The 22,489-nt window shown below is 33.9% G+C and carries 21 protein-coding genes and 1 pseudogene; 11 read left to right on the forward strand and 11 right to left on the reverse strand.

Going from position 1 to position 22,489, the window contains the following annotated elements; genetic code table 11:
* The coding region (locus ACJAZK_RS06560; RefSeq protein ID WP_415223204.1) for a LamG-like jellyroll fold domain-containing protein at nucleotides 1-2,384 on the forward strand (2,384 nt) is incomplete at its 5' end.
* A 127-nt stretch (nucleotides 2,385-2,511) separates the two neighbouring features.
* Here ACJAZK_RS06560 and hisS read toward each other — a convergent pair.
* Entirely contained in the window at nucleotides 2,512-3,882 is a 1,371-nt protein-coding gene (hisS, locus tag ACJAZK_RS06565) for a histidine--tRNA ligase (RefSeq protein ID WP_415223205.1), read from the reverse strand.
* 402 nt (nucleotides 3,883-4,284) lie between these two features.
* On the opposite strand from hisS, the gene ACJAZK_RS06570 reads away from it, so the two are divergent.
* The 4 genes from ACJAZK_RS06570 to ACJAZK_RS06585 all read left to right on the forward strand — a co-directional run bounded on the left by ACJAZK_RS06570 (nucleotide 4,285) and on the right by ACJAZK_RS06585 (nucleotide 7,313).
* A complete protein-coding gene (locus ACJAZK_RS06570; RefSeq protein ID WP_028873636.1) occupies nucleotides 4,285-5,523 on the forward strand; it encodes an ABC transporter permease in 1,239 nt (412 codons plus the stop codon).
* 21 nt (nucleotides 5,524-5,544) lie between these two features.
* On the forward strand, nucleotides 5,545-6,285 hold the full coding sequence (locus ACJAZK_RS06575) for a hypothetical protein (RefSeq protein WP_415223206.1): 741 nt from the start codon (nucleotides 5,545-5,547) through the stop codon (nucleotides 6,283-6,285).
* 114 nt (nucleotides 6,286-6,399) lie between these two features.
* Entirely contained in the window at nucleotides 6,400-6,651 is a 252-nt protein-coding gene (locus ACJAZK_RS06580; RefSeq protein ID WP_415223207.1) for an AraC family transcriptional regulator, read from the forward strand.
* A gap of 197 nt (nucleotides 6,652-6,848) precedes the next feature.
* Nucleotides 6,849-7,313, forward strand: coding sequence for an AraC family transcriptional regulator (locus tag ACJAZK_RS06585; RefSeq protein ID WP_415223208.1), 465 nt, complete (start codon nucleotides 6,849-6,851; stop codon nucleotides 7,311-7,313).
* 148 nt (nucleotides 7,314-7,461) lie between these two features.
* Here ACJAZK_RS06585 and ACJAZK_RS06590 read toward each other — a convergent pair whose 3' ends face one another.
* The 4 genes from ACJAZK_RS06590 to rpsF form a co-directional block, all read right to left on the reverse strand.
* Nucleotides 7,462-7,938 carry a DUF6495 family protein gene (locus ACJAZK_RS06590; RefSeq protein ID WP_028873638.1) on the reverse strand — a complete coding sequence of 159 codons (477 nt, stop codon included), beginning with the start codon at nucleotides 7,936-7,938 and terminating at the stop codon, nucleotides 7,462-7,464.
* Nucleotides 7,939-8,120: 182 nt separating this feature from the next.
* Complete coding sequence (gene rplI / locus ACJAZK_RS06595) at nucleotides 8,121-8,582, reverse strand: 50S ribosomal protein L9 (RefSeq protein WP_415223209.1); 462 nt, start codon at nucleotides 8,580-8,582, stop codon at nucleotides 8,121-8,123.
* Nucleotides 8,583-8,595: 13 nt separating this feature from the next.
* A complete protein-coding gene (gene rpsR / locus ACJAZK_RS06600) occupies nucleotides 8,596-8,892 on the reverse strand; it encodes a 30S ribosomal protein S18 (RefSeq protein WP_028873640.1) in 297 nt (98 codons plus the stop codon).
* 2 nt (nucleotides 8,893-8,894) lie between these two features.
* Entirely contained in the window at nucleotides 8,895-9,233 is a 339-nt protein-coding gene (gene rpsF, locus ACJAZK_RS06605) for a 30S ribosomal protein S6 (RefSeq protein ID WP_028873641.1), read from the reverse strand.
* Between the two features lie 198 nt (nucleotides 9,234-9,431).
* On the opposite strand from rpsF, the gene ACJAZK_RS06610 reads away from it, so the two are divergent.
* Nucleotides 9,432-10,127 (forward strand): LytR/AlgR family response regulator transcription factor, encoded by a 696-nt coding sequence (locus ACJAZK_RS06610; protein WP_028873642.1) that lies wholly within the window; start codon nucleotides 9,432-9,434, stop codon nucleotides 10,125-10,127.
* 357 nt (nucleotides 10,128-10,484) lie between these two features.
* Here ACJAZK_RS06610 and priA read toward each other — a convergent pair whose 3' ends face one another.
* The 4 genes from priA to nadC all read right to left on the reverse strand — a co-directional run bounded on the left by priA (nucleotide 10,485) and on the right by nadC (nucleotide 15,432).
* Entirely contained in the window at nucleotides 10,485-12,938 is a 2,454-nt protein-coding gene (gene priA, locus ACJAZK_RS06615; RefSeq protein WP_415223258.1) for a primosomal protein N', read from the reverse strand.
* 268 nt (nucleotides 12,939-13,206) lie between these two features.
* Nucleotides 13,207-13,632, reverse strand: a complete 426-nt coding sequence (locus ACJAZK_RS06620; RefSeq protein WP_415223210.1) for a DUF2147 domain-containing protein — start codon at nucleotides 13,630-13,632, stop codon at nucleotides 13,207-13,209.
* Nucleotides 13,625-14,575, reverse strand: a complete 951-nt coding sequence (locus ACJAZK_RS06625) for a YihY/virulence factor BrkB family protein (RefSeq protein ID WP_415223211.1) — start codon at nucleotides 14,573-14,575, stop codon at nucleotides 13,625-13,627. Before ACJAZK_RS06625 ends, ACJAZK_RS06620 begins: the two co-directional genes overlap by 8 nt.
* The gene (gene nadC / locus ACJAZK_RS06630) at nucleotides 14,575-15,432 is read right to left on the reverse strand and encodes a carboxylating nicotinate-nucleotide diphosphorylase (protein WP_415223212.1); all 858 of its coding nucleotides are present in this window, start codon (nucleotides 15,430-15,432) and stop codon (nucleotides 14,575-14,577) included. The genes ACJAZK_RS06625 and nadC overlap by 1 nt, the downstream gene beginning before the upstream one ends.
* Before the next feature lie 86 nt (nucleotides 15,433-15,518).
* Between nadC and ACJAZK_RS06635 the strand changes: the two genes are divergently transcribed.
* Together ACJAZK_RS06635 and rlmH are read left to right on the forward strand one after the other, a co-directional pair.
* Nucleotides 15,519-16,361 (forward strand): hypothetical protein, encoded by an 843-nt coding sequence (locus ACJAZK_RS06635; RefSeq protein WP_415223213.1) that lies wholly within the window; start codon nucleotides 15,519-15,521, stop codon nucleotides 16,359-16,361.
* Nucleotides 16,358-16,831, forward strand: a complete 474-nt coding sequence (rlmH, locus tag ACJAZK_RS06640; protein WP_415223214.1) for a 23S rRNA (pseudouridine(1915)-N(3))-methyltransferase RlmH — start codon at nucleotides 16,358-16,360, stop codon at nucleotides 16,829-16,831. Before ACJAZK_RS06635 ends, rlmH begins: the two co-directional genes overlap by 4 nt.
* Before the next feature lie 182 nt (nucleotides 16,832-17,013).
* Here the strand turns inward: rlmH and hpf are convergent, their stop codons facing one another.
* Nucleotides 17,014-17,313 (reverse strand): ribosome hibernation-promoting factor, HPF/YfiA family, encoded by a 300-nt coding sequence (hpf, locus tag ACJAZK_RS06645; protein WP_415223215.1) that lies wholly within the window; start codon nucleotides 17,311-17,313, stop codon nucleotides 17,014-17,016.
* A 109-nt stretch (nucleotides 17,314-17,422) separates the two neighbouring features.
* Entirely contained in the window at nucleotides 17,423-17,785 is a 363-nt protein-coding gene (locus ACJAZK_RS06650) for a lipocalin family protein (RefSeq protein ID WP_415223216.1), read from the reverse strand.
* Between the two features lie 189 nt (nucleotides 17,786-17,974).
* On the opposite strand from ACJAZK_RS06650, the gene ACJAZK_RS06655 reads away from it, so the two are divergent.
* The 3 genes and pseudogenes from ACJAZK_RS06655 (at nucleotide 17,975) to ACJAZK_RS06665 (ending at nucleotide 22,275) form a co-directional block, all read left to right on the forward strand.
* Nucleotides 17,975-18,550 (forward strand): non-canonical purine NTP diphosphatase, encoded by a 576-nt coding sequence (locus ACJAZK_RS06655; protein WP_415223217.1) that lies wholly within the window; start codon nucleotides 17,975-17,977, stop codon nucleotides 18,548-18,550.
* Between the two features lie 96 nt (nucleotides 18,551-18,646).
* A pseudogene (locus ACJAZK_RS06660) lies at nucleotides 18,647-19,726 on the forward strand (arabinogalactan endo-beta-1,4-galactanase).
* 656 nt (nucleotides 19,727-20,382) lie between these two features.
* Nucleotides 20,383-22,275: a DEAD/DEAH box helicase gene (locus ACJAZK_RS06665; RefSeq protein WP_415223218.1), complete on the forward strand. Its 1,893-nt coding sequence runs from the start codon at nucleotides 20,383-20,385 to the stop codon at nucleotides 22,273-22,275.
* Nucleotides 22,276-22,489: the final 214 nt, after the last annotated feature.

The following is a 22,489-nucleotide window of genomic DNA, read 5'->3' on the forward strand; positions in this document are numbered from 1 at the left end:
AAAACCCGAGTAGTAGAACACTCACCTCTGCGACTTCAATTCCAGACGATGAATGGCATCATGTTGCTGCCATTTATGATGGATCTACTGTGAAGCTCTATATTGACGGCGTTGAAGATGCTTCAGCAAATTTAACAGCTCCATTAGATACTAATGACTCCTTTTTTATTGCTGCTGCTGGAAAAAATAGCCCATCGCAATACTTTAGAGGAAACATTGATGAAGTGCGTGTTTGGGATACAGAGTTAACGCCTACACAGCTCAGATTTATGATGAATCAAGAAATTGAGGATAACTCTAATTTTATTGCGGGTAAAACATTACCAACAACAATCACAAAAAATGACGTGGCTCTTATTCCATGGTCTCAATTAGCAGGATATTATCCAATGTCTGTGTATACCTATACCAATACTGAAGATGCTTCAGGTCATGGTAATCAAGGTGCGTTAAGAAATCTAAATACTTTAGATAGACAAACGGCTCCATTACCATACGTATCACAAGCCAATGGAAATTGGTCTAACAGTGCTACTTGGTTAAATGGTGCAGTCCAAGCATTACCTAATGAATTATCTATTGTAGATGGATCAACACCCATTGATTGGAACATCATTCGTGTAAGTCATAATATTACAATTGATACTGAAATTGCTTTAGGAAGAGACAGGCAAGTCTTAGGCCTCTATGTCGATGCTGGAGAATTAACAGTTGACGGTAATAACGCAGATGCATCTGCTGGAAACGGTTTAACAGTATCTCACTATTTAAAACTAGATGGTAAAATTGATCTTGAGGGGCAATCTCAACTAGTGCAAGGCCTTGGAAGTGATTTAGACCCGACATCATCAGGCACATTGGAAAAAGATCAACAAGGTACTGCAGATCTTCACACCTATAACTACTGGTCTTCACCCGTTGGCAAAACTAACACCACCACAAATAATAACGCATACTCTGTTACAGATGTTATGTATGATGGTGTAAATCCAATCAATTTTATTAATTCGGGATATGATGGATCTGATGGTTCAACAATCACTATCGCTGATTACTGGATTTGGAAATTCGCCAATCAACTCGATTACGATTATTCTGCGTGGCAACATATGAGAAGAAATGGCACACTACTAGTGGGTGAAGGATTTACCATGAAAGGCCCAGGATCTGGAACTATCGTAGATCAACAAAACTATGTTTTCCTTGGAAAACCTAATAATGGTGATATCAATTTAACCCTTAACGCTGGTAACGATTACCTGGTTGGTAACCCCTATCCTTCTGCAATTAATGCCAATACATTTATTACAGATAACGGACCAACCATTGCAGGCTCTGGTGCAGATCCATTAATTAGTGGAACCCTATATTTCTGGGAACATTGGGGCGGCGACAGTCATAACCTATCTGATTATCAAGGTGGTTATGCAACGTATAACTTCTCTGGTGGTGTTGCGGCTCCTTCGTTAGGAACCAACGACCCAAATGTAGGTACAGGTGGAACACCCACAAAAACTCCTGGTCTTTATATTCCCGTGAGTCAAGGTTTCTTTGTTGTAGGAGAAACTACAGGCAGCATTAATTTCAATAATGGACAACGTGCATACAAAAAGGAAAAATCTACAGGTGCAGATAGCTCTGTATTTATAAGAAGCTCTGATGGTACAGCTAATGCCTATGATGACAATGAAGCCATTGATGAACGTATGAAATTTAGAATTGGATTCAACTCCATAAACACCATTCACAGACAGCTATTATTAACCATTGATGAGGCGACTACAACCGGTTATGATTGGTCTTATGACGCGATGACCTATGATAATCAAATGGATGATTTATATTGGATAATCGGTAACCAGCAGTATACTATTCAAGCAAGTAATGTGGCAGAACCTGACACTGTATATCCAATCGGAATTAAAACAACAGATGATGGATTAAATACAATCACTCTTGATGACCTAGAAAATGTACCAAACAACATGGATGTTTTCATTCATGATCTAGAGAATGACACCTATAATAATCTTAGAGAAAATGATTTCCAATTCTTCTTAGCTGCAGGTGAGTATTCAAACAGGTTTGAATTGACATTTAGTGATGCTACTGAAGATACCCTTGGAGTTGGTGAATTACAACTTAATACATTGGATGTGTTTTATAATATAGAAACAGAAAGCTTAGCTGTATTCAACCCAAATTTTGTTGCTGTAAAGTCTATTCAATTATACAACCTTATGGGCCAACAAATAACAAACATTAAACACATTTCAAAACTGGACTATTCTGAATATGAAGTTAAGAACCTTAATACTGGAACTTATATTCTTAAGATAAATACTTTAAGCGGTTTACTATCTAAGAAAGTTTTAGTAAAGTAAAAATAGATCCCAAATCTACGATAATCTTAACTTAAAAAAAAGCCTCTATCCTTTAAGGAAAGAGGCTTTTTTGTTTTTAGACAAGTCTCAACTTATCCTTATCGTATTCTATATCACTTCGGAAATTTTATATCAACACATCTATCAACTCTTCTAATGTCACTTCTTGCTGATCTCCGGTTCCCATGTTTTTTAATGTGAATGTATTCGAAGCCATTTCAGATTCGCCTACTAAAATCACAAACGGAATATTACGCTTATTCGCATAATTAAATTGTTTGATTGTTTTCTTATTATCTGGGAATAACTCAGCGCTTACACCAACGTCTCTAAGCGATTTGATTGCTTTCATACTCGCCATCGCCTCTGCTTCTCCAAAATTAATGAAGAGTACTTTTACCGTATTGGTAATTGTTTCTGGGAACAAACCTAAATCTTCAAGCACCAATGCAATGCGGTCTAAACCAAAACTAACCCCAACACCACTCATATCTTTGAGTCCGAAGATTCCAGTCAAATCATCATAACGACCTCCTCCACCAATAGATCCCATATGAACTCCTTCTGGAGCAGCAACTTCAAAAATCGCACCTGTGTAATAATTGAGTCCGCGAGCAAGAGTTACATCCAATTGGAGTGTTGCCGTTTTCAAACCTAAAGCGGCAATTCCTGTATTTATAAATTCTAATTCTTCAATTCCCTTTTTTCCTTCTTCAGACGTATTAAGGATTGTCTTTAATTCTGCTATTTGATTACCAAAATCACCTTTTAAAGTAAATAATGGTTGAAGTTTTATTATTCCTTCTTCGGAAATACCCTTGCTTCGCATTTCGTCTTTTACCTTCTCCTCTCCTATTTTATCTAACTTATCTAGAGCTACAGTAAAGTCGATGAGCTTGTCTTGAGCTCCAATAACTTCTGCTATTCCAGACAAAATTTTACGGTTATTAATTTTTATGGTAACGCCTTCTAATTTTAAGGCACTAAAAACAGCATCATACAATTGTACAAATTCTACTTCTTGCCATAAAGAATGACTCCCAACAACATCTGCATCACACTGATAAAACTCTCTAAAACGACCTTTTTGTGGCCTATCTGCTCTCCAAACAGGTTGGATTTGATAACGCTTAAAAGGGAAATCAATCTCGTTTTGGTGTTGTACGACATACCTTGCAAACGGAACCGTTAAATCGTAACGAAGGGCTTTTTCTGAGATACTAGACGTCATTTTATTAGAGTCTTTTGAAGTATATAAATCCTCATTCACTTTACTCAAGTAATCACCAGAATTCAAAATCTTAAAAATCAAGCGATCGCCTTCTTCTCCATATTTACCCATCAAGGTGTCTGAGTTTTCAAAACTAGGTGTTTCAATAGGTTGAAATCCGAAAATTTCAAACTTCGACCGTATTGTATTAAAAATATAGTTTCGCTTTGCGACCTCTTGTGGATTAAAATCTCTAGTTCCTTTTGGGATGCTTGGTTTTTGTGCCATAATATTCTCCACCTAAGTGGAAATCTCTATTGAAGTAATTTTAATTCTTCCGAAGAAAAAAAACACTTAGGGTTAACTTATTACAATTCTCTGTTCTGTCATTTCCAGCGCGGTCGATACATCTCATCTATTTTTAAAATATTTCGACTTATAACGAAAGCTATCTTCAATCAAACTATATTTTGATCTCGATAATTCTCGAATTGACCGTATTGAGTTCTATAGACTATTTTACAATAACTCCAATTTCCGAAGAAAAAAGAATACACCATCAGATAATTGATCTCTAAGTCACAAAAATATTATAATTTTTAGTCGCATAAGGAAGTATTTTGAATTTTATAGTAACTTTATACGTGTTTTGTAGTCTTATTGTAAAACACAACCCACTTAAATAGCCCTATGTTTTCATTAGTTAGAGAAAATATCCGTATTGCTTTTGATTCTATTAGAAGTCAATTACTTCGTACCATACTCACCATTTTAATTATAGCCATTGGAATCACTGCACTCGTAGGGATTTTAAGTGCTGTCTCAGCCCTAGAGAGTACGATTTCTAGTGATTTCTCTTCTATGGGAGCAAATACCTTTAATGTACAGCGTAATGATTTTACATCGCAACGACGCTCTAATGATAACCAAAAGATTAATCCAGTTATCAACTACAGACAAGTAAAAGCGTTTGAGGAAGATTATAAGTTTCCGTTTACCAGCACATCTCTTTCATTTTTAGGGACGCGATCAGCAGAAGTCAAATATGAAAACGAAAAAACAGACCCTGAGGTTCAGGTTTTTGGGGTTAATGAAAATTTTATTCAAAATTCAGGACTAGAAGTCGCTTCTGGCCGCCCATTAAATTACTTTGATGTCCAAAATAGCAATAGCGTTTGTGTAATTGGTAGTGATCTTCAAAAAGCCTTATTAGCTGATGTGAATCCCATAAATAAAACGATTAGTATTAGAGGGTCTAAATTTAAAGTCATTGGCGTACTTAAAGAAAAAGGTGCAACGTTTGGTAACAATCAAGATTTAAGAGTATTAATGCCGCTTCAAAAAGCACGAACTATTTTTACAAACCCAAACATTAATTATAGTTTGAGCATAAAAACAGATAAAAAGGATATGCTCGAAGGCGCTCAAGATGAGGCCATCGTATTATTTAGAAATATTAGAGGTTTAAATCCTATCGAAGAGAGCAATTTTGGAATTGAGCGTAGTGATGACCTCATTAATAGAATTGGCTCCATTACAGGCGTGCTTTCAACCGCTGCCTGGATCATAAGTATTATTACCATTTTTGGTTCTACCATTGCACTATTAAACATGATGCTAGTTTCTGTTTCTGAGCGCACAAGAGAGATTGGTGTGCGCAAAGCCTTAGGTGCTAAAAGTGGAACGATTGCTTTTCAGTTTTTTATTGAAACGATTATTATTGGTCAATTAGGAGGACTATTAGGAATTGTACTTGGTCTTCTTTTGGGTTACGGATTCGCATCTGTTGTTGATTTCAACTTTGTTTTCCCGTGGAGTGCCGTAATTTGGGCAAGTGTGATTACGTTTGTTGTTGCTGTAATTTCTGGGTCTTATCCTGCGAGTAAAGCTGCGAAATTGGATCCTGTGGAATCTTTGAGGTATGAGTAGATTCTCTATTTAATATTTAAAATGCAAAAAACAATATTCGTTTTACTTTTATTTTTTTCAATCTTTAGTTGTCAAAACAAAGTTGATACTAAAATCAGCAAAAATGACTTTAATGGAAAAACGTTTAGTTTCATATTTGAAAAACAGGAAAACGAAGTAATCATCGACTTTAATGACTCCACTTATCAAACACTTATTGGTGATCGATGGAAATTTGATATACCTTGGAGAGTAAAGCATCATGAAAACTTAACTTTTCTAGTTCTTGAAAATCGAGTTTCAACTATTAAAAAAACAGATGCTACAAATTTCAGTCTTTTACATATTGGAGAGAATGACATACCTTTTAAAATGTCTGAACGAAGGTCTAAATGGAACAAAAAAGACATTTACGGTACTTGGATTGAAGAGGTCTACATTGGAAAAGATTCTACCGATTTCCCTCCGCTTCCACCGCCACCTCCAGGAATCTCTAAAATAAAAACTTGGCCTCCAAATTATACCATTTCAGAAGATAAAATTCTTTACAAACATTTTGGGGCAACAGAAACGGAAATTAAAATAACAAATAATGCAGAATTCATATCGGTAGACTTCATAGATTCAAATTTGTACAATTACAAAAAAATGCTATGGAATATAAAATTCTTATCAGATAGTATTATGATAATTGATAGAGATCTAATTGAAAGATATGATGCATCAAGATATACAATAGACGGATTTAGAGAAGGCAAAATAACGTTAATTAAAATAGATTAATTGACTCTCTCCAAACGCAGCCTTTGTTGGTGTTTTCCACCAACAAATTTTATATTTACAAGCTAAAGTTAGTGCAAAACACCAATATTAGCTTCTCTAAGAGTTTTTGACCAAATGACACTTTCCAAAGACCACATCAATAGCATAAATAAAGCTCTTAATCATATAGAGCGGCATTTAGAAAGCGAGTTATCCTTAGAGGATGTTTCAAAAGTCGCACACTACTCACCTTTTCATTTTCATCGTATTTTTAAGGAATTCACAAACGAGACCCTCAATCAATACATCGTTAGAAAGCGTCTAGAAAAAGCATCTGCTGTTTTACTTCGAAAAAAAGACATTACCGTTTCAGAATTATCCATATGATACGGATTTGCAAGTAACTCCTCATTCACAAGAGCTTTTAAGAAATTTTATGGTATGAGTCCGAGTGATTTCAAAAAAAAAAAAAAAAACAAGGAAAAGGAACATATAGCAAGATACGTCAAGCAAAAAGCAAGATTGGGCAACCCTCTGCCCATTTTGAAGCCTATGTTTGTGATAGTAACCAAAACTCAACACACATGCAATCACATATTGAAGTTACATCTATAGACGAAATTCATACCGTTGGGACCTCTTGCATAGGTATCCAAAATTTGTCATCAACGTTGGAAAACGTTCTAGAATGGTCTAGAACAAAAGGATTACTTTGTCAGCCAGATTTCAAGATGGCCACCCTATACTATGACAGTTTTAAAATTACTGCACCAGATAAAATAAGAATGCGAGGGTGTTTATTAGTTAGTGAACCTTTAAAAAGTGATGGAGAAATGTCTACAGTAACTATTAATAAAGGCCAACACATTATTGCACATCACGAGATTCCTATAGACCCGTTTGAACGGGTATGGACAGCGTTATTTATGTATGTGAATAATACTGGTTATAAAATGCGTAACGAGCCGCCTTTTGAAATCTATCATAATAATTTTAACACACATCCTGAAAAAAAGTGCCTCGTAGACTTATATATTCCTGTAGAATAAACTGCACATTCTATTATGAGAAAGTGAAGTTGTCACTCAAAATAAATAGCGACTAAAGAATTCACATATAATGCAAAGGTTCTTCGCAGTGCAAATCAACTCACTCTTTGTGATACTCAGAATGACCTCTTAAATTTGAAGATAATAATTACGACTTACTCACTAAATTTTCAAAATAATTATATAAATCACCTTTTGTAATTGCAGCACCTTCTTGAATCAATTTAAATTTATCGACACCTTTATCCTCTGAATAGTCTTTAGTTGCTGTGAACATTTCAACATCATCAGAAAGGAGATTGTTTTTAAACCAAGCATAACCTTCTTTAGTTGTAATATCTATATCTGAGTTTTTGATCTTAAGCGCTATTAATCGCATGTGCTTTTTAGCACAGTGGAACAAATGCATTTGTTGCGGTGAGATATGCTCTAAATAATTGACTTTAGACAACACACCTTGCCAAATTAAATCACTAAACACATCTAATTCTTGTTCAGCTACTTCAGGTTTATTCGCTTTTATACCTGTCCACTCGTCTACTGTAATCGTTTGGGTAGCTAAAAAATTGATGAATTCCTGTTGTAATTCCTCAAACTGTTCTTTTGTAAGTCTAGAATATTTCATTTTGTACCATTTATCTCCCCATGTTCCGACAATGCTCAGCGCAAACTAAGGAGAAACTATTTTATATTACTTTTCTGATAAAAAAATCAGAACACACTTTTTAAGATAATATATAATTAAAATTTATGAAAAAAGCCTCATTCCGAAAGGATTGAGGCTCTTTAAAAATTTACTTTATAAGATTATGCGTCTGCGATAACTTCAAAAGTTAAATCTACAGTTACAGATCTATGTAATCTAATTGCAGCTTCGTACTGTCCTAGACGTTTGATGTTACCACCAACGATAGAAATAAATTTCTTATCGACGTCATGACCTGCCTTTTTAAGAGCATGTGCTAAATCCATATTGGTAATAGAACCAAATAATTTGTCTCCAGCAGTCGCTCCTGTACCCGCTTTAGATGTTAATTTAATATCTAAACCTTTAATTGCTTCAGAAGTCTTTTCAGCCTCACCAATTATTGTTTTCTCTTTGTAAGCTCTTTGCTTCAATGTTTCTGCTAATACTTTCTTAGCAGATGACGTTGCCATTACTGCTTGACCATGAGGAATTAAAAAGTTTCTACCATAACCGTTCTTAACAGATACAATATCGTCTTTAAATCCTAAATTATCAACGTCTTGTTTTAATATAAGTTCCATAGTTATTGGTGTTTTATTTTAATAAATCAGCTACATAAGGCATCAACGCTAAGTGACGCGCTCTTTTCACAGCTACAGACACTTTTCTTTGATACTTTAAAGATGTTCCTGTTAAACGTCTTGGTAAAATTTTACCTTGCTCGTTTACAAAACCTAATAACCAATCTGCATCTTTATAATCAACATATTTGATACCAGATTTCTTGAAACGACAATATTTCTTCGTTTTGCTCGTGTCAATATTTAACGGAGTAAGATATCTAATCTCTCCATCTTTTTTTCCTTTTGCTTGTTGTTCTATTGAAGACATAATTACGCTTTTTGTTTATCTCTGATTCTTCTTTTCTCTGCCCAAGCAATCGCATACTTGTCTAAAGCTACCGTTAAATAGCGCATGAAACGCTCATCACGTCTAAACTCTACTTCTAATGGATTGATTACCTCTCCATCTACAGTGTACTCAAATAAGTGATAAAAACCACTTTTTTTGTTTTGAATTGGGTAAGCTAATTTTTTTAAGCCCCAATCTTCTTTGGCTACCATCTTCGCTCCTCTAGAAACAAGAAAATCTTCGTATTTCTGTACTGTCTCCTTTACCTGGTCATCAGATAAAACGGGATTTAAGATGAAAACAGTTTCATAATGATTCATAAAAATCTATTTTTTGTGTTAAAAATGAGTGCAAAAATAACGATTATTTCTAATCCCCACAACGTTTTGTCTATAAAGTTTCAAACGAAACACATGTCGTAAAATAATGTTAAAATTAACGCTTTACCGATGTTTTTTGGTTTTTAACCGAATTTTTCGTACTATTGTCGATATCTTAACCTAAAATATAATAATGTTATGACTTTAAACTGTGTAGTAGTTGATGATTCTGCGATTCAACGGTTATCCATTGTAAAGTTAATTGAGAATCACTCCTCACTTAACCTTATAGCAGAATACAGTAGCGCATTAGAGACCAAGAATGGACTCAATACTCATAAAGTAGATTTAATCTTCTTAGATATTGAAATGCCTGTTCTTAACGGTTTCGAACTGCTCGACGTGCTCAACAACAAACCCCAAATTATTTTCGTTACAGGTAAAACTGAATACGCATTTAAAGCTTTTAACTATGATGCAACTGACTATCTTCAAAAACCTATTAATAGGGAACGTTTCAATACGTCTGTAGAGAAAGCTCTTGAGCAACATAAACTAAAGCTAGATTTCAATGAAACTGATGGCGAACATATTTTCGTCAAAAGTAACTTGAAAAAACGAAAAGTGTACATAAAAGATATTAAATGGATTGAAGCTCTTGGTGATTACGTAAAATTAGTGACCGAAGAAAACAGTCTTGTCGTTTTATCTACTATGAAAGCTTTTGAACAAGAGTTACCAGAAGGTAAATTTTTAAGAATTCACAAATCGTATATCGTAAACCTTGATAAGGTCGATAGATTTAACAGTAAAAACGTAGAAGTTGGCGCTTATGAGATACCATTGAGTAGAAATAAGAAAACCCAACTTGTAGATGCGTTAAACAATATTTAAGCATGGAATAAAATTATATTTCAGTCTTATTTGCCCTAATGACTAACTAACATTTGATTTAAAAATCCCACCGCTCAGTGGGATTTTTTTTATTATTATGTCTTCGGAAATGGGATATCTTCGAAAACGGGATGTGTTAGAAAACGGGATGTGTTAGAAAACGGGATGTGTTAGAAAATACGTAAAAAAACAAAAAAGACAAGCTCTAAATTAATTATTGAAAAGCTTTAAATCCAACATCTGTATGGTCTACTCATCTATTTATAAGTCTTTAAGCTTAACAGTTCGTGTTGACCAGTAGAATTAGTTCAACCAACACTATTGACTTCGCTTTCAGATTTTTAACAATGTATTTCATTAATAATTATCCACATTCAAAATAACCCGAATAGGCCTAAAATCCTTAACACTCAAAAAACTAGTATTGATTTTCAAAATAGCATCTTTAGTTTTACCCAAAGACTGTTTCTGCGGAATTTTAACCAAGATATGTTTCAAATACTGATTTCTAATTCGTGCCACAGGCGGAAACTCTGGTCCTAGCACATGTTTACCAAAAACGGTGCGCAATGATTTTGCATACCAATCTGCACCAACATCTACCTTTTGAAAATCCTTATGCTTCAAGGTGATTTTTATCATCCTAAAAACTGGAGGGTATTTAAACGCTTGTCGCTCTCCCAGTTGCTCCTCAAACATTTCAAAATAACTATTTGTAGAGACTTGCTGCAATATTTTATGATACGGATTATACGTCTGTATCAATACTTTTCCGCGCTCTTTAGTACGTCCTGCTCTACCAGAGACTTGTGCCATTAATTGGTAACTACGTTCGTGTGCTCTAAAATCTGGAAAATTGAGCATATTATCTGCATTCATAATACCAACAAGCTTTACATTTCTAAAATCTAAACCTTTAGTTAACATTTGTGTACCTACTAAAATATCAATTTCTCCTTGCTCTAAAGCAGTTATAATTTTCTCGTAGCCATATTTTCCTCGTGTAGTATCTAAATCCATACGTCCCACTTTATGATCTGGAAATAGCAGCTTAGCCTCCTGCTCCACTTGCTCTGTCCCAAAACCTTTACTATCAAGTTCTACACTACCACAAGCGTCACAAGTTTTTGGCATTACAGCGTTATAACCACAATAGTGACATCGCAATTGGTTTCTATATTGATGAAACGTTAAACTCACATCACAGTTAGGACATTGCGGCGCGTGACCACAAGAATTGCATTCTATAATTGGCGAAAAGCCTCTTCTATTTTGAAATAAAATGATTTGAAACCCTTGCGCTAAGGTCTCTTTAATTTCTTCAATCAATCGATCACTAAAGTGACCTTGCATGCGTTTTCGTTTTTGCTTGTCTTTGATATCAATAAGCTCAATATCTGGCATCATCACATTATTGTAACGATGATTGAGTTCTACCAATCCATACTTGCCTTGCTGCGCATTAAAATAACTTTCTAAACTCGGTGTTGCAGACCCTAAAAGTGTTTTACTTTTAAAAATACTCGCCAACACAATAGCGGTATCTCGAGCATGATACCTTGGCGCTGGGTCAAACTGTTTGTATGATGATTCGTGTTCTTCATCAACGATAATTAATCCGAGATTTTTAAAAGGCAATAATACCGAAGATCGCGCTCCTAAAACAATTTGTGCCTTAGGTAAATTATGCAATACATTGTTCCAAACCTCAACACGTTCATGCGACGAATACTTACTGTGAAATACGGCGACTTGTTCTCCAAAATAATTTTGTAAACGTTCCACCAATTGTGTGGTCAAGGCTATTTCTGGAAGCAAATACAACACTTGCTTTTGAGCTTTTAGTTGCTCTTCAATAAGCTTGACATAAATTTCTGTTTTACCAGAGGACGTGACACCATGAAGCAATGTAATATTTTGTTTTTCAAAGGTTTCAGATATTTCACTTAAAGCCTTTTCTTGATATTCATTAAGTTGTTTTGAGTCTTCATTATCATCGCCACCATACTCAACACGATCCATTTGAATGTGATATTCTTCTAGTATTCCTTTATCAATCAAGGTTTTTATAATGGACGAAGAGGCATCACTTTCCTGAGACAAATCAGATACTTTTACAGGCTTTTTTGTTTGAGCAGAAACCGAAAACAAAGTCATGATAACGTCTCTTTGTTTTGGAGCTCTACTTAAGTCTTCCATTAAATTTTGTAGCCCTTGTTGCGAAGAAAACTGCGATGCTATTTTGACATATCTAACTAACTTTGGTTTATACTTTTCGTAGATTTCTTCTTGAACAGAAATTGCATTTTTCTCTAACAATCGTTTGATAACAGGTAAGACATTTTTCTTATCTAAAATAGACATCATATCTTGAATCTTTAAAGACGACTGTTGTTGTAATGCCTCATAAATGATAAATTCATCATCTTTTAAATCTTCATCTTTGATAACCTGATTTTCATTTTTACTAACGACAGTCTCGCTTTCCAATATAAAAGAACTCGGCAAAGCAGCTCGCATTACATCGCCCAGAGTACACAAGTAATACTTAGACATCCAATGCCAATGCTCTAACTGCTGAGTCGTCACAATTGGTGTATCGTCTAAAATTTGATGAATCTCTTTCGCTTCATAAACTAGAGGTGCATTATTATGAATCTCTAACACCAAAGCTGTGTAAATCTTAGACTTTCCGAAGGGAACAGACACACGAATGCCTGGTTGTAGAAAATCTGCCTCTGCCTTTGTTATCGCATAGGTGAAACTTTTCTCTAAAGGAATTGGCAGTATGACGTTTATAAAATAGCTCAGTTTATCAAAATGGTTTAATTACACAATGCAAAGTTGACAAAATGTTTTCAAATTTAGTAATATCTTCTTTGTTAACGAGTCTTAGATACGTTATAAATAAATTATAATTGGGTCGCAATTTATCAAAAAAGGTGTCTGTTCTAGTTTTGTCTCTAAAATAATTGTGCCCATCTATAGAGTTGATTCTTAATCATAATAATAATAATAACGTTGGCGTGAATTTATGAGATGCAAGAGTTTCTAGCGATGTAGATCACCTAAAATCATACTACAAACCTGCTCTTATCCAATATTGTGTGCGGTAGAAAAAGGCTATATAGCCACGTAATTGTAATCTATTTGGGTTGTCGTCGTCGAGTTTTATTCTACAGTCATACACTTTACCATCTTCAGGGTTTGTGACAGTTCCTCGTTTGTAAACATCACCCGACACTTCTAAATCCTTTATAATGACCAATCCTAAAACGGGTTGATCCTTATCCTCCCCAATGCAGAATTTACAGGGTAAGTCTCGTTTAGTTGTATCAAATATTTCAATAATTTTTCCGTGAACTTTTCCATCCTCTTGATAGATTTCAACGATAGATTTCTCTTCACCAGTCTCGTCATCTACAGTTTTCCATTTCCCAAAGACCGTTTGAGAACTTAAACCTTGAGAGATTAAAAGCACTATAAATATTATATATTTATTCATCATCATCATTTCTTTTTAAACGCCTAATTGTTGCATTTAGTTCATAACCTAACAATAATATATTAGCATTTAGCCATAAGTATAATAGTAAAATCAATAAAGCTCCAATAGAACCGTAGAGCTTATTGTACTGTGAGAAGTTTTCGATATAAATTCCGAAGAAATAAGAGGTTAAAATAATTAGCAAAGTGGTAAACAGAGCACCTATAGAAAAGAACTTTGAGGCTTTACCAGATTTTGTTCCGTAGTAATATAGAGTTGCCGTTGTAATATATACCATAAATATAAAAAAGAGGTATTTGGCAAATACGACCCAAAACAAATCATTTTCTTGACCCGTATAATCTAAGGTTTCAAACTGTTCGTACAGAGGCTGAATGACATACAATTGAAAATACCCAAAGAATGCAACAGTGACAATAACCAACATTGCAAGAATCAAAGCCACACCTAACGCATATAAGTATTGTTTAAAAATATTTCTAGTATGTTCTTGATGATATGAGTTTTCAAATCCTGAAAATACGGAGCTCACACCATTAGCCATTAACAAAATAGAGATAACGAAAACCGACGACAACAGGCCTCCGCGCTCTGTATTTTCTATGTTCTCAAAAATATTGGAAAAGAAAAAATCTGAGGTTTGTGGTGGTAAAACCGAAGTCAAAAACTGCTGAAACTCAATTTGAAACCCCTCTATCGGTATGTAAGGCATCAATATGAGCACAAATAGTAAAAAAGGAAATATAGCAGTAAAAAAACTAAAGGCAATAGCACTTGCTCTCGATGTCAATGCACCCTTAAAAATACCAATCGCATATAGTTCTAACAAATCATATAAGGACAACCCTACAAGTCCTGGAAGTCTAATTTTTCGCAGTAAGTCAACGATACGATTAAGTACAGGGATTTTACTCAATATATCTTTTAAGGATTTTGACATTAGACCGCTTTAAGGCTTAAATCCATATTATAAACAGAATGTGTTAATGCGCCAGATGAAATAAAGTCCACGCCACACTCTGCATATTTTCTAATCGTTTTTTCATTGATACCTCCTGACGATTCTGTTAAACATTTATGTCCAATTAATTTAACGGCTTCCCTTGTATCTTCATAATTAAAGTTATCGATTAGGATGCGATACACACCTTCTGTTTCTAAGATTTCTCTAATTTCATCTAGATTTCTGGCCTCTACAATAATCTTTAAATCACGATTGGTAGCTTTTAAATACTGCTTTGTTTTGTTGATGGCTTTTGTGAGTCCGCCAGCAAAATCAATGTGATTATCCTTTAGCATAATCATATCATATAATGCGAATCTATGGTTCTCTCCTCCTCCAATTTTTACAGCCCATTTTTCTAGAGCTCTTATTCCTGGCGTTGTTTTACGTGTATCTAAAATTTTTGTTCCTGTACCTTCTAATAAATCCACAAATTGTTTTGTTTTTGTAGCAATAGCACTCATACGTTGCATAGCGTTTAGAACTAAACGCTCTGCTTTTAAAATGGATTGCGATGCACCTTCAACATAAAAAACAATATCACCATATTTTACAGGACTACCATCTTCAATAAGCGTTTCTACCTTCATGTCCTTATCTACATAAGCAAATACCTGCTTTGCAAACTCTACACCAGCAATAACACCCTCGTCTTTTACGAGAAGCTTTCCTTTCCCTTGAGCAGAGGCTGGAATACATGCTAAAGAACTATGATCACCATCACCTGCGTCTTCTCTAACAGCATTTGATATAATGAGTTCTATTTCTTTATTGAATTGTTCTTGTGAGATCATAAAATTAGCTTTTTGCTAAAATAATAAATTGATTATCGATATTTGTAATTAAGTGTTAATTTCGCCTAAAATCATGTTCTAGGTTTATGAAGTATATTTTTTTAATCTTATTTACTTTCTCCGTAAACAGTCAAGAAGAGTCTAAATTGATAATCCATTTAGATCAAAATAACGAACAAATTTCTAAACAAGAATATTTAAATCTTAGTAAACTAAGAGCTACCCTTGTTTCAACATACAAAATAGATTCATTAACATATAAAATAATTACACTTAGAAATAAATTTGGACAATTGTCTTCTAAAGAATTTGATCAAATAAACCAACTAATTTCAAGTAGAAGCTCACATTCAGTAAACGAAAAACAATATATTATCATTAGTATTATTGATACTTTACATAATTATGAAAGCTATGTAAAAAACTATATTAAATCTCATCCCTATAATTTTCATCCATCAATAAGCAAAAAGAAAGTAATTTCTAAGTACAGCGGTAAAATGGTTACAAACTCAAGAATTTTAATGCTGAAAAAAGTAGATGTTGAGAAAAGCCAATCTAAAGACCTAGCAAAAAGGAGTAAATGTATAGAACGAATTAAAAAAAAATTTAATGCTAAAACTGTACATACAATAAACTCTAACTTTTCTGATTTAACTTTGAATGACGGACTAAACAGAATTGACGATAGCGGAATTCTAAAAAGAAAATTCATGCCATACATAACAGGTAATTGGGTCGTAATAATTAAATCAGATGGTGAATATTTAATAACTAAACATTACAATTCAAAACTTGAAAAAGAATTACTAAAAAATGAAGATTGGTCTTATTTCAAAGAACGTTTGTACCAAATAACAAAGAAAAATCTATTTTTTGAACAGCACGGTATTTTTTATTCACAAAGTTCCAATAATTGCTTTAAATGACAATCAAACTACTAGCCATAGGCAAAACAGATAATAAAGATTTACAAGCACTTATTGAAGACTATCAAAAGCGCTTAGGTTTTTATATCAAATTTGAATTTGAAATTATTCTAGATTTAAAAAAAGTGAAAAATCTTAGTGAAGAGCAACAGAAGCAGAAAGAAGGCGAACTCATTTTAAATAAGCTCAATGCGACTGATGTTTTAATTTTAATGGATGAAAACGGAAAACAATTGGACTCGGTTGGATTTTCAAACTACTTACAAAAACACATGAATTCTGGTATCAAGCGGCTTGTTTTTGTGATTGGTGGACCTTACGGGTTTTCGCCAGAAGTGTATCAAAAAGCAAATGGGAAACTGTCATTATCTAAAATGACATTTTCCCATCAAATGATTCGCTTATTTGTGATTGAGCAATTATATAGAGGTTTTACGATTTTGAGGAATGAACCTTATCATCATCGGTAAAAAAACTCTTTAGTAATCCGACTCCTGTGTCTACTAAAACGTTTTAAAAGTTTGCAGTTTTTAATCTCGGTCGCAGTTCTTAATTGTTTGTTAAAAAAAGTCTTCAGTGATTAATTTTCAATTCTTACTAAAAAGGCAACTATTTGACACGATAAAAATTAGACACTGTGACTCTAAACCAATCAATGTGTTTTATAAACTTCTTTACGTTTTTTAAGTTGTCTTTCTAAATCACTTATTGTTTCTCTTACGGCAACTTCATAATTACTTTCATCTGATGTTGCAAAAATTCGTGGCCCTGGCAAACTCAACTCAATATCACAAATTTCTCCTTTTGTATGACTATTATTATCCCTTTTAAATCTTACAGTTGCGCTAATTAAAAACTCATATCTATTAAAAAGTTTATCCAATTTTTCTTCGGTAAAAGTGCTTAGACTCTCACTTACATCGACATCTACGTATTGAAAATTTACAGTCATATTTATTCTGATATTTAAATTAATTACAATACTTCAATTTACGAAAATTCAAATATATTATTTCTAAAAAACTCATAAAGTATTGGTAATATTTTCTTCGGAATAAGAACTATTTACTTTTTACTAGTGTTAAAATTTCGGCATTGCCAGAGCGGCTCATGGTAAATGATAATGTATCTTTTGATAGCGTGTTGATTTCTACAGCTATTTCTAATTTTCCCTCGGAATTAGAGTATAAAATACCATCCACAATTTTGTAAGTGCCTTTGGTCTCTTGAGCACTAACTTTTGACGTATAGGTGTTATCTTTATTAAAACTGAAATAGGCATTATCTGCACATTTATCATTTAAAGAAGTCATCTCTATCCAACTCACACATTCCCATTCTCCTACAATATCTTCGGCATATTTTACATCTGCACAAGACACCATTAACAAAGTGAATAATATCATTAAGCTTAATTTTTTCATAGTTAATATTTATTAAATCCTATAGCCTCTGGCTCTACTATTCTCTGTTTACTAACACAATTACATATCTAGCAATAACTGTAAAATAATGAAAAGAAGCTGGATGATTAGCGTAAATAGTTGAATTTTAAGTTAAAAAATAACAGATTAAAAAATAAAGATAAACTATTTTTGATCAAAATTATCGCTATGAAACTCGTCTTTGCTACAAACAATCTCAACAAACTCAAAGAATTACAATCACTCATTCCTGAGCATATAGAACTCTTAAGCCTTAAAGATATTGGCTGCTTTGAAGACGTCCCAGAAACCCAACTTACTATTAAAGGTAATGCCATCCAAAAAGCAGAATACATTAAAAAACATTATGGTTTTGATTGCTTTGCAGATGACACAGGCTTAGAAGTTGAAATGCTCAATGGCGAACCAGGAGTTTTTAGCGCACGTTATGCCGGCGCACAACGAGATGCAAACGATAATATGGATTTATTACTCAACAATCTAAAAAACAAACCCAATAGAAATGCTCAATTTAAAACAGTGGTCGCACTTCATTTAAATAGCAAACTAGAAACATTTACTGGCATTTGTAAAGGTGACATCACAGCAACCAAACATGGAGATCAAGGTTTTGGCTATGACCCGATTTTTAAAGCTAAAGGTTATCATAAAACATTTGCTGAAATCTCTTTACAAGAAAAAAACACCATTGGTCATCGAGGCAAAGCAGTACGATTATTAGTTGATTTTTTGAATAATCTGTAACTCACCTTTGTCAAAAAAATAGTAGAACTTCCTCAAGCTATAGATATAGACAATTGAAACATTAGATATCCCAGCACATTACTTGTCATTTGAAAAATGAATAGAACAATCCAAGTCTTTATAATTCTTCTAGTTTTTATTTCTTGTAATGAAGACAATCCTCATTCACTTATTCCAGAGAATGGGAAATTAAAATTTATTTCTGCTGTTGACATTTCAGGGTATCCTGAAATATTGGATTCAAATCCAATTTTCTATGATGTGAATGGAAATCAAAATAATGGTCTAAACATTCTCAAAGAAAACGGAATAAATACCGTCAGATTGAAACTTTGGGTAAAACCGATTAATGAACACTCTGGATTTAATGAAGTAAAACAGTTTTCCCCAACCTTAAAAACTAATGGTTTTAAAACTTAGCTAACTCTTCATTATTCTGACACTTGGGCAGATCCCGCTCATCAAGAAAAGCCAATGCAATGAAAAGGGATTAGTTTTACTCAATTGAAAGACAGCGTGTATAATTACACTGAAAAAATCATGAACGAATTACAATCTGATTATATTCAGATTGGTAATGAAATAAATTCCAGATTTCTTCATCCGCATGGACATATTTCAAATAATTTTCAGCAATTTAAAGAATTACTGGATATGGGAATTACAGCAGTAAGAGCAAATCCAAATGATACCAAAGTAATTTTACACTTTACTGGTATTGAACAATCTAATTGATTTTTTAACCAAGTAAGTGTTTTAGATTATGACATTATTAGCTTATCGTATTATCCAAAATGGTATGGGGAATCTTTAAATAACCTCAAAACTAAAATGACATATTTAAGTGCAATCTATAATAAAAAAATCCTGATTGCCGAAACAGCCTACCCATTTACACTCGAACGGAATGATTGGATAAATAATATTATAGGTTAAGATGAACAGCTTATTTTGCCCTAATATCCAGGATCAATTGAAGGTCAAAGACAATTCGTCAATCAAATTAAAGTACTAACCAAAGAAGTCGAGAATGGAATAGGGTTTTGTTATTGGGGAGCCGAATTAATTGCCTGGAAAGGAAACCAAGCCATAGATGGTTCCCCTTGGGAAAATCAAGCAATATTTGATTTTGATAATAAAGCTTTACCAGTATTGAGGGAATTTATAATTGAATAAAAACTAAAGACAACATCCTTTATCTTTTATTGTTCGTTCCAACCCACTTGCCGAAATACTTACGGTTTTACAATTCGGTTTGTTTTTGCTAAATTAGATATGTAACCAAACATAACACATGGCGCGAACGATAAAAAATTTGTCACTAATCTGGATTTTTATTTATCACTTCGACACTTTAGGTCTAAGCTCATTTCTCTTAATATTCGAGTTTACAATTCTTAAAATAGCCATAAGCCGGATCATTTAAGGCACTTTTTATTAACCAGCTGTTGTATCTTTTCCGTTTAGAGCTCCTTCTTGTGCATTCACGTGGATTCCAAAACCACTGCGAAGAAAGCAAAAACTATCTTTTTTTATAAGATATAAACTAAGTTAAAATTGTGATACATTTCTAAAACACTGAGAACTCTTCACCATTTCTTTAATAAATAAATAAAAGCAGCCCCTGAATAAACCCCTGCAAATTTCCGAAGAAAAAACCAGTATTGATTATCCAAATAAAAGACTATCTTTGCAACTTGAAAAATCCACGTGTTGGATTTTTATAAATTCCTCAGAGTGAGGATGTGTTACTTAGAAGTTTAAGTGTTTAGTATGTCGATTCGCTTCTTTTGTAACACCCAAAGGACATAATCGAATACAAAACAAACAGAATGAGCACATTCCAAGAACTCGGTCTTAATGAAGACCTTTTACATGCTATTACCGATTTAGGATTTGAAACACCTAGTGATGTACAAGCAAAAGCAATTCCAATTTTATTAGAAAAAGATACAGATCTTGTTGCCTTAGCACAAACAGGAACTGGAAAAACAGCAGCATTTGGTTTCCCGATGCTAGAAAAAATCAATGTTGACAGTCGTACAACACAAGGTTTGATTTTATCGCCTACACGTGAGCTCTGTTTACAGATCACCAATGAAATTAAACTGTACGGAAAGTATTGTAAAGGTTTAAATGTTGTAGCTATTTATGGTGGTGCTAGTATCCAAGATCAAGCAAGAGCTGTAAAACGTGGTGCACAAATTATTGTAGCTACTCCTGGTCGTATGAAAGATATGATTAGCAGAAACATGGTTGACATATCTAAAATTGAATATGCCGTTTTAGATGAAGCCGATGAGATGCTAAACATGGGATTCTATGAAGATATTACAGACATCTTATCACATACACCTAAAGACAAAAATACATGGTTATTTTCTGCAACGATGCCAAAAGAGGTTTCTCGAATTGCAAAAGATTTCATGAATGATCCAATAGAAATTACAGTTGGAAATAAAAATGAAAGTACAAGTCAAGTCTCTCACGAATACTATTTAGTTAACGCAAGAGACCGCTACCAAGCTTTAAAACGTTTGTGTGACGCCAATCCAGATATATTTTCTGTGATATTTTGTCGTACAAAACGTGATACTCAAAAAGTTGCCGAAACCTTAATCGAAGATGGTTATAGTGCAGGTGCTTTACATGGAGATTTAAGTCAGAACCAACGTGATTTGGTGATGAAATCGTTTAGAAACAAACAAATACAAATGTTGGTTGCTACAGATGTAGCTGCTCGTGGTATTGATGTAGATGATATTACACACGTCATTAATTACCAGTTACCTGACGAACCAGAAATTTATACACACCGTTCCGGACGTACAGGTCGTGCTGGTAAAACCGGTATCTCTATGGTCATTGTTTCTAAAAGTGAAGTGCGTAAGATTAAAGGTATTGAGCGTATCATAAAGAAAGAATTTGAAAAAAAGGAAATTCCTGACGGAATTGATATCTGCGAAGTACAACTAATGTCTCTCGCAAATAAGATTCATAATACTGAAGTGAATACCGAAATTGACAAATACTTAACGAGTATTAATGAGTTATTTGTAGATACAGATAAAGATGAATTGATTAAAAAATTCTTCTCTGTTGAATTTACGCGTTTCTATAATTATTACCAAAAATCTAAAAAACTCAATGCTCCAAGTTCTTCAAGAGATTCTGAAGGAGGAGATTCTGGTGGACGAGGTTACGGAGGAAGTGCAAATGAATCACGCTACTTCATCAACGTTGGACAAAAAGATGGTTACGATTGGATGAAACTTAAAGACTTCTTAAAAGATGTTTTAGAGTTAGGTCGTGATGATGTCTTTAAAGTAGATGTCAAAGAGAGTTTTTCTTTCTTTAATACTGAAAAAGAAAGTCAAGAGAAAGTGTTAGCCTTTTTCACCGATTATAAGCATGACGGACGCTTTGTAAATGTAGAAGTTAGCGAAGACAAAGGCGGTGGCGGAAGAAGTCGCGGTGGACGTCGTGATAGCGGTGGCGGACGCTCTGGAGGATCTGGTGGTGGAAACAGAAGACGTAACGATGACAAGCGCTCATCTGGAAGACGCAGTGATTCTGGTTCTGGAAACAGAAGCGACAGACGTTCTAGTGAAGGGGGATCTGGCAGAAGCGATAGACGACCTTCTGGAGGCGAGTCGAGACCTTCCAGGCGTACTGAAAGTGCATCAAGTGCTGATAGGCCAAGACGTTCTAGACGTAGAGACTAAAAAACTGTTTTAAAGCAGTAAATTCTCAATAAAAATAAATTCCAAAACCTAAAGTATTTCTGAAGGTTTTGGAATTTTGATTTTAAACTAATAAGAGGAGCATTTACGGTGCTTCGTTTATGGCTTTTAATTGAAAATTAAGAATCGCTTTTAACTTACTTACGAACACCATTGTAGGCTCACTAATTACGATGAATTAAGCAAGATTTACTAA

It is taken from the genome of Psychroserpens sp., from assembly GCF_047633235.1.
Taxonomy (GTDB): domain Bacteria; phylum Bacteroidota; class Bacteroidia; order Flavobacteriales; family Flavobacteriaceae; genus Psychroserpens.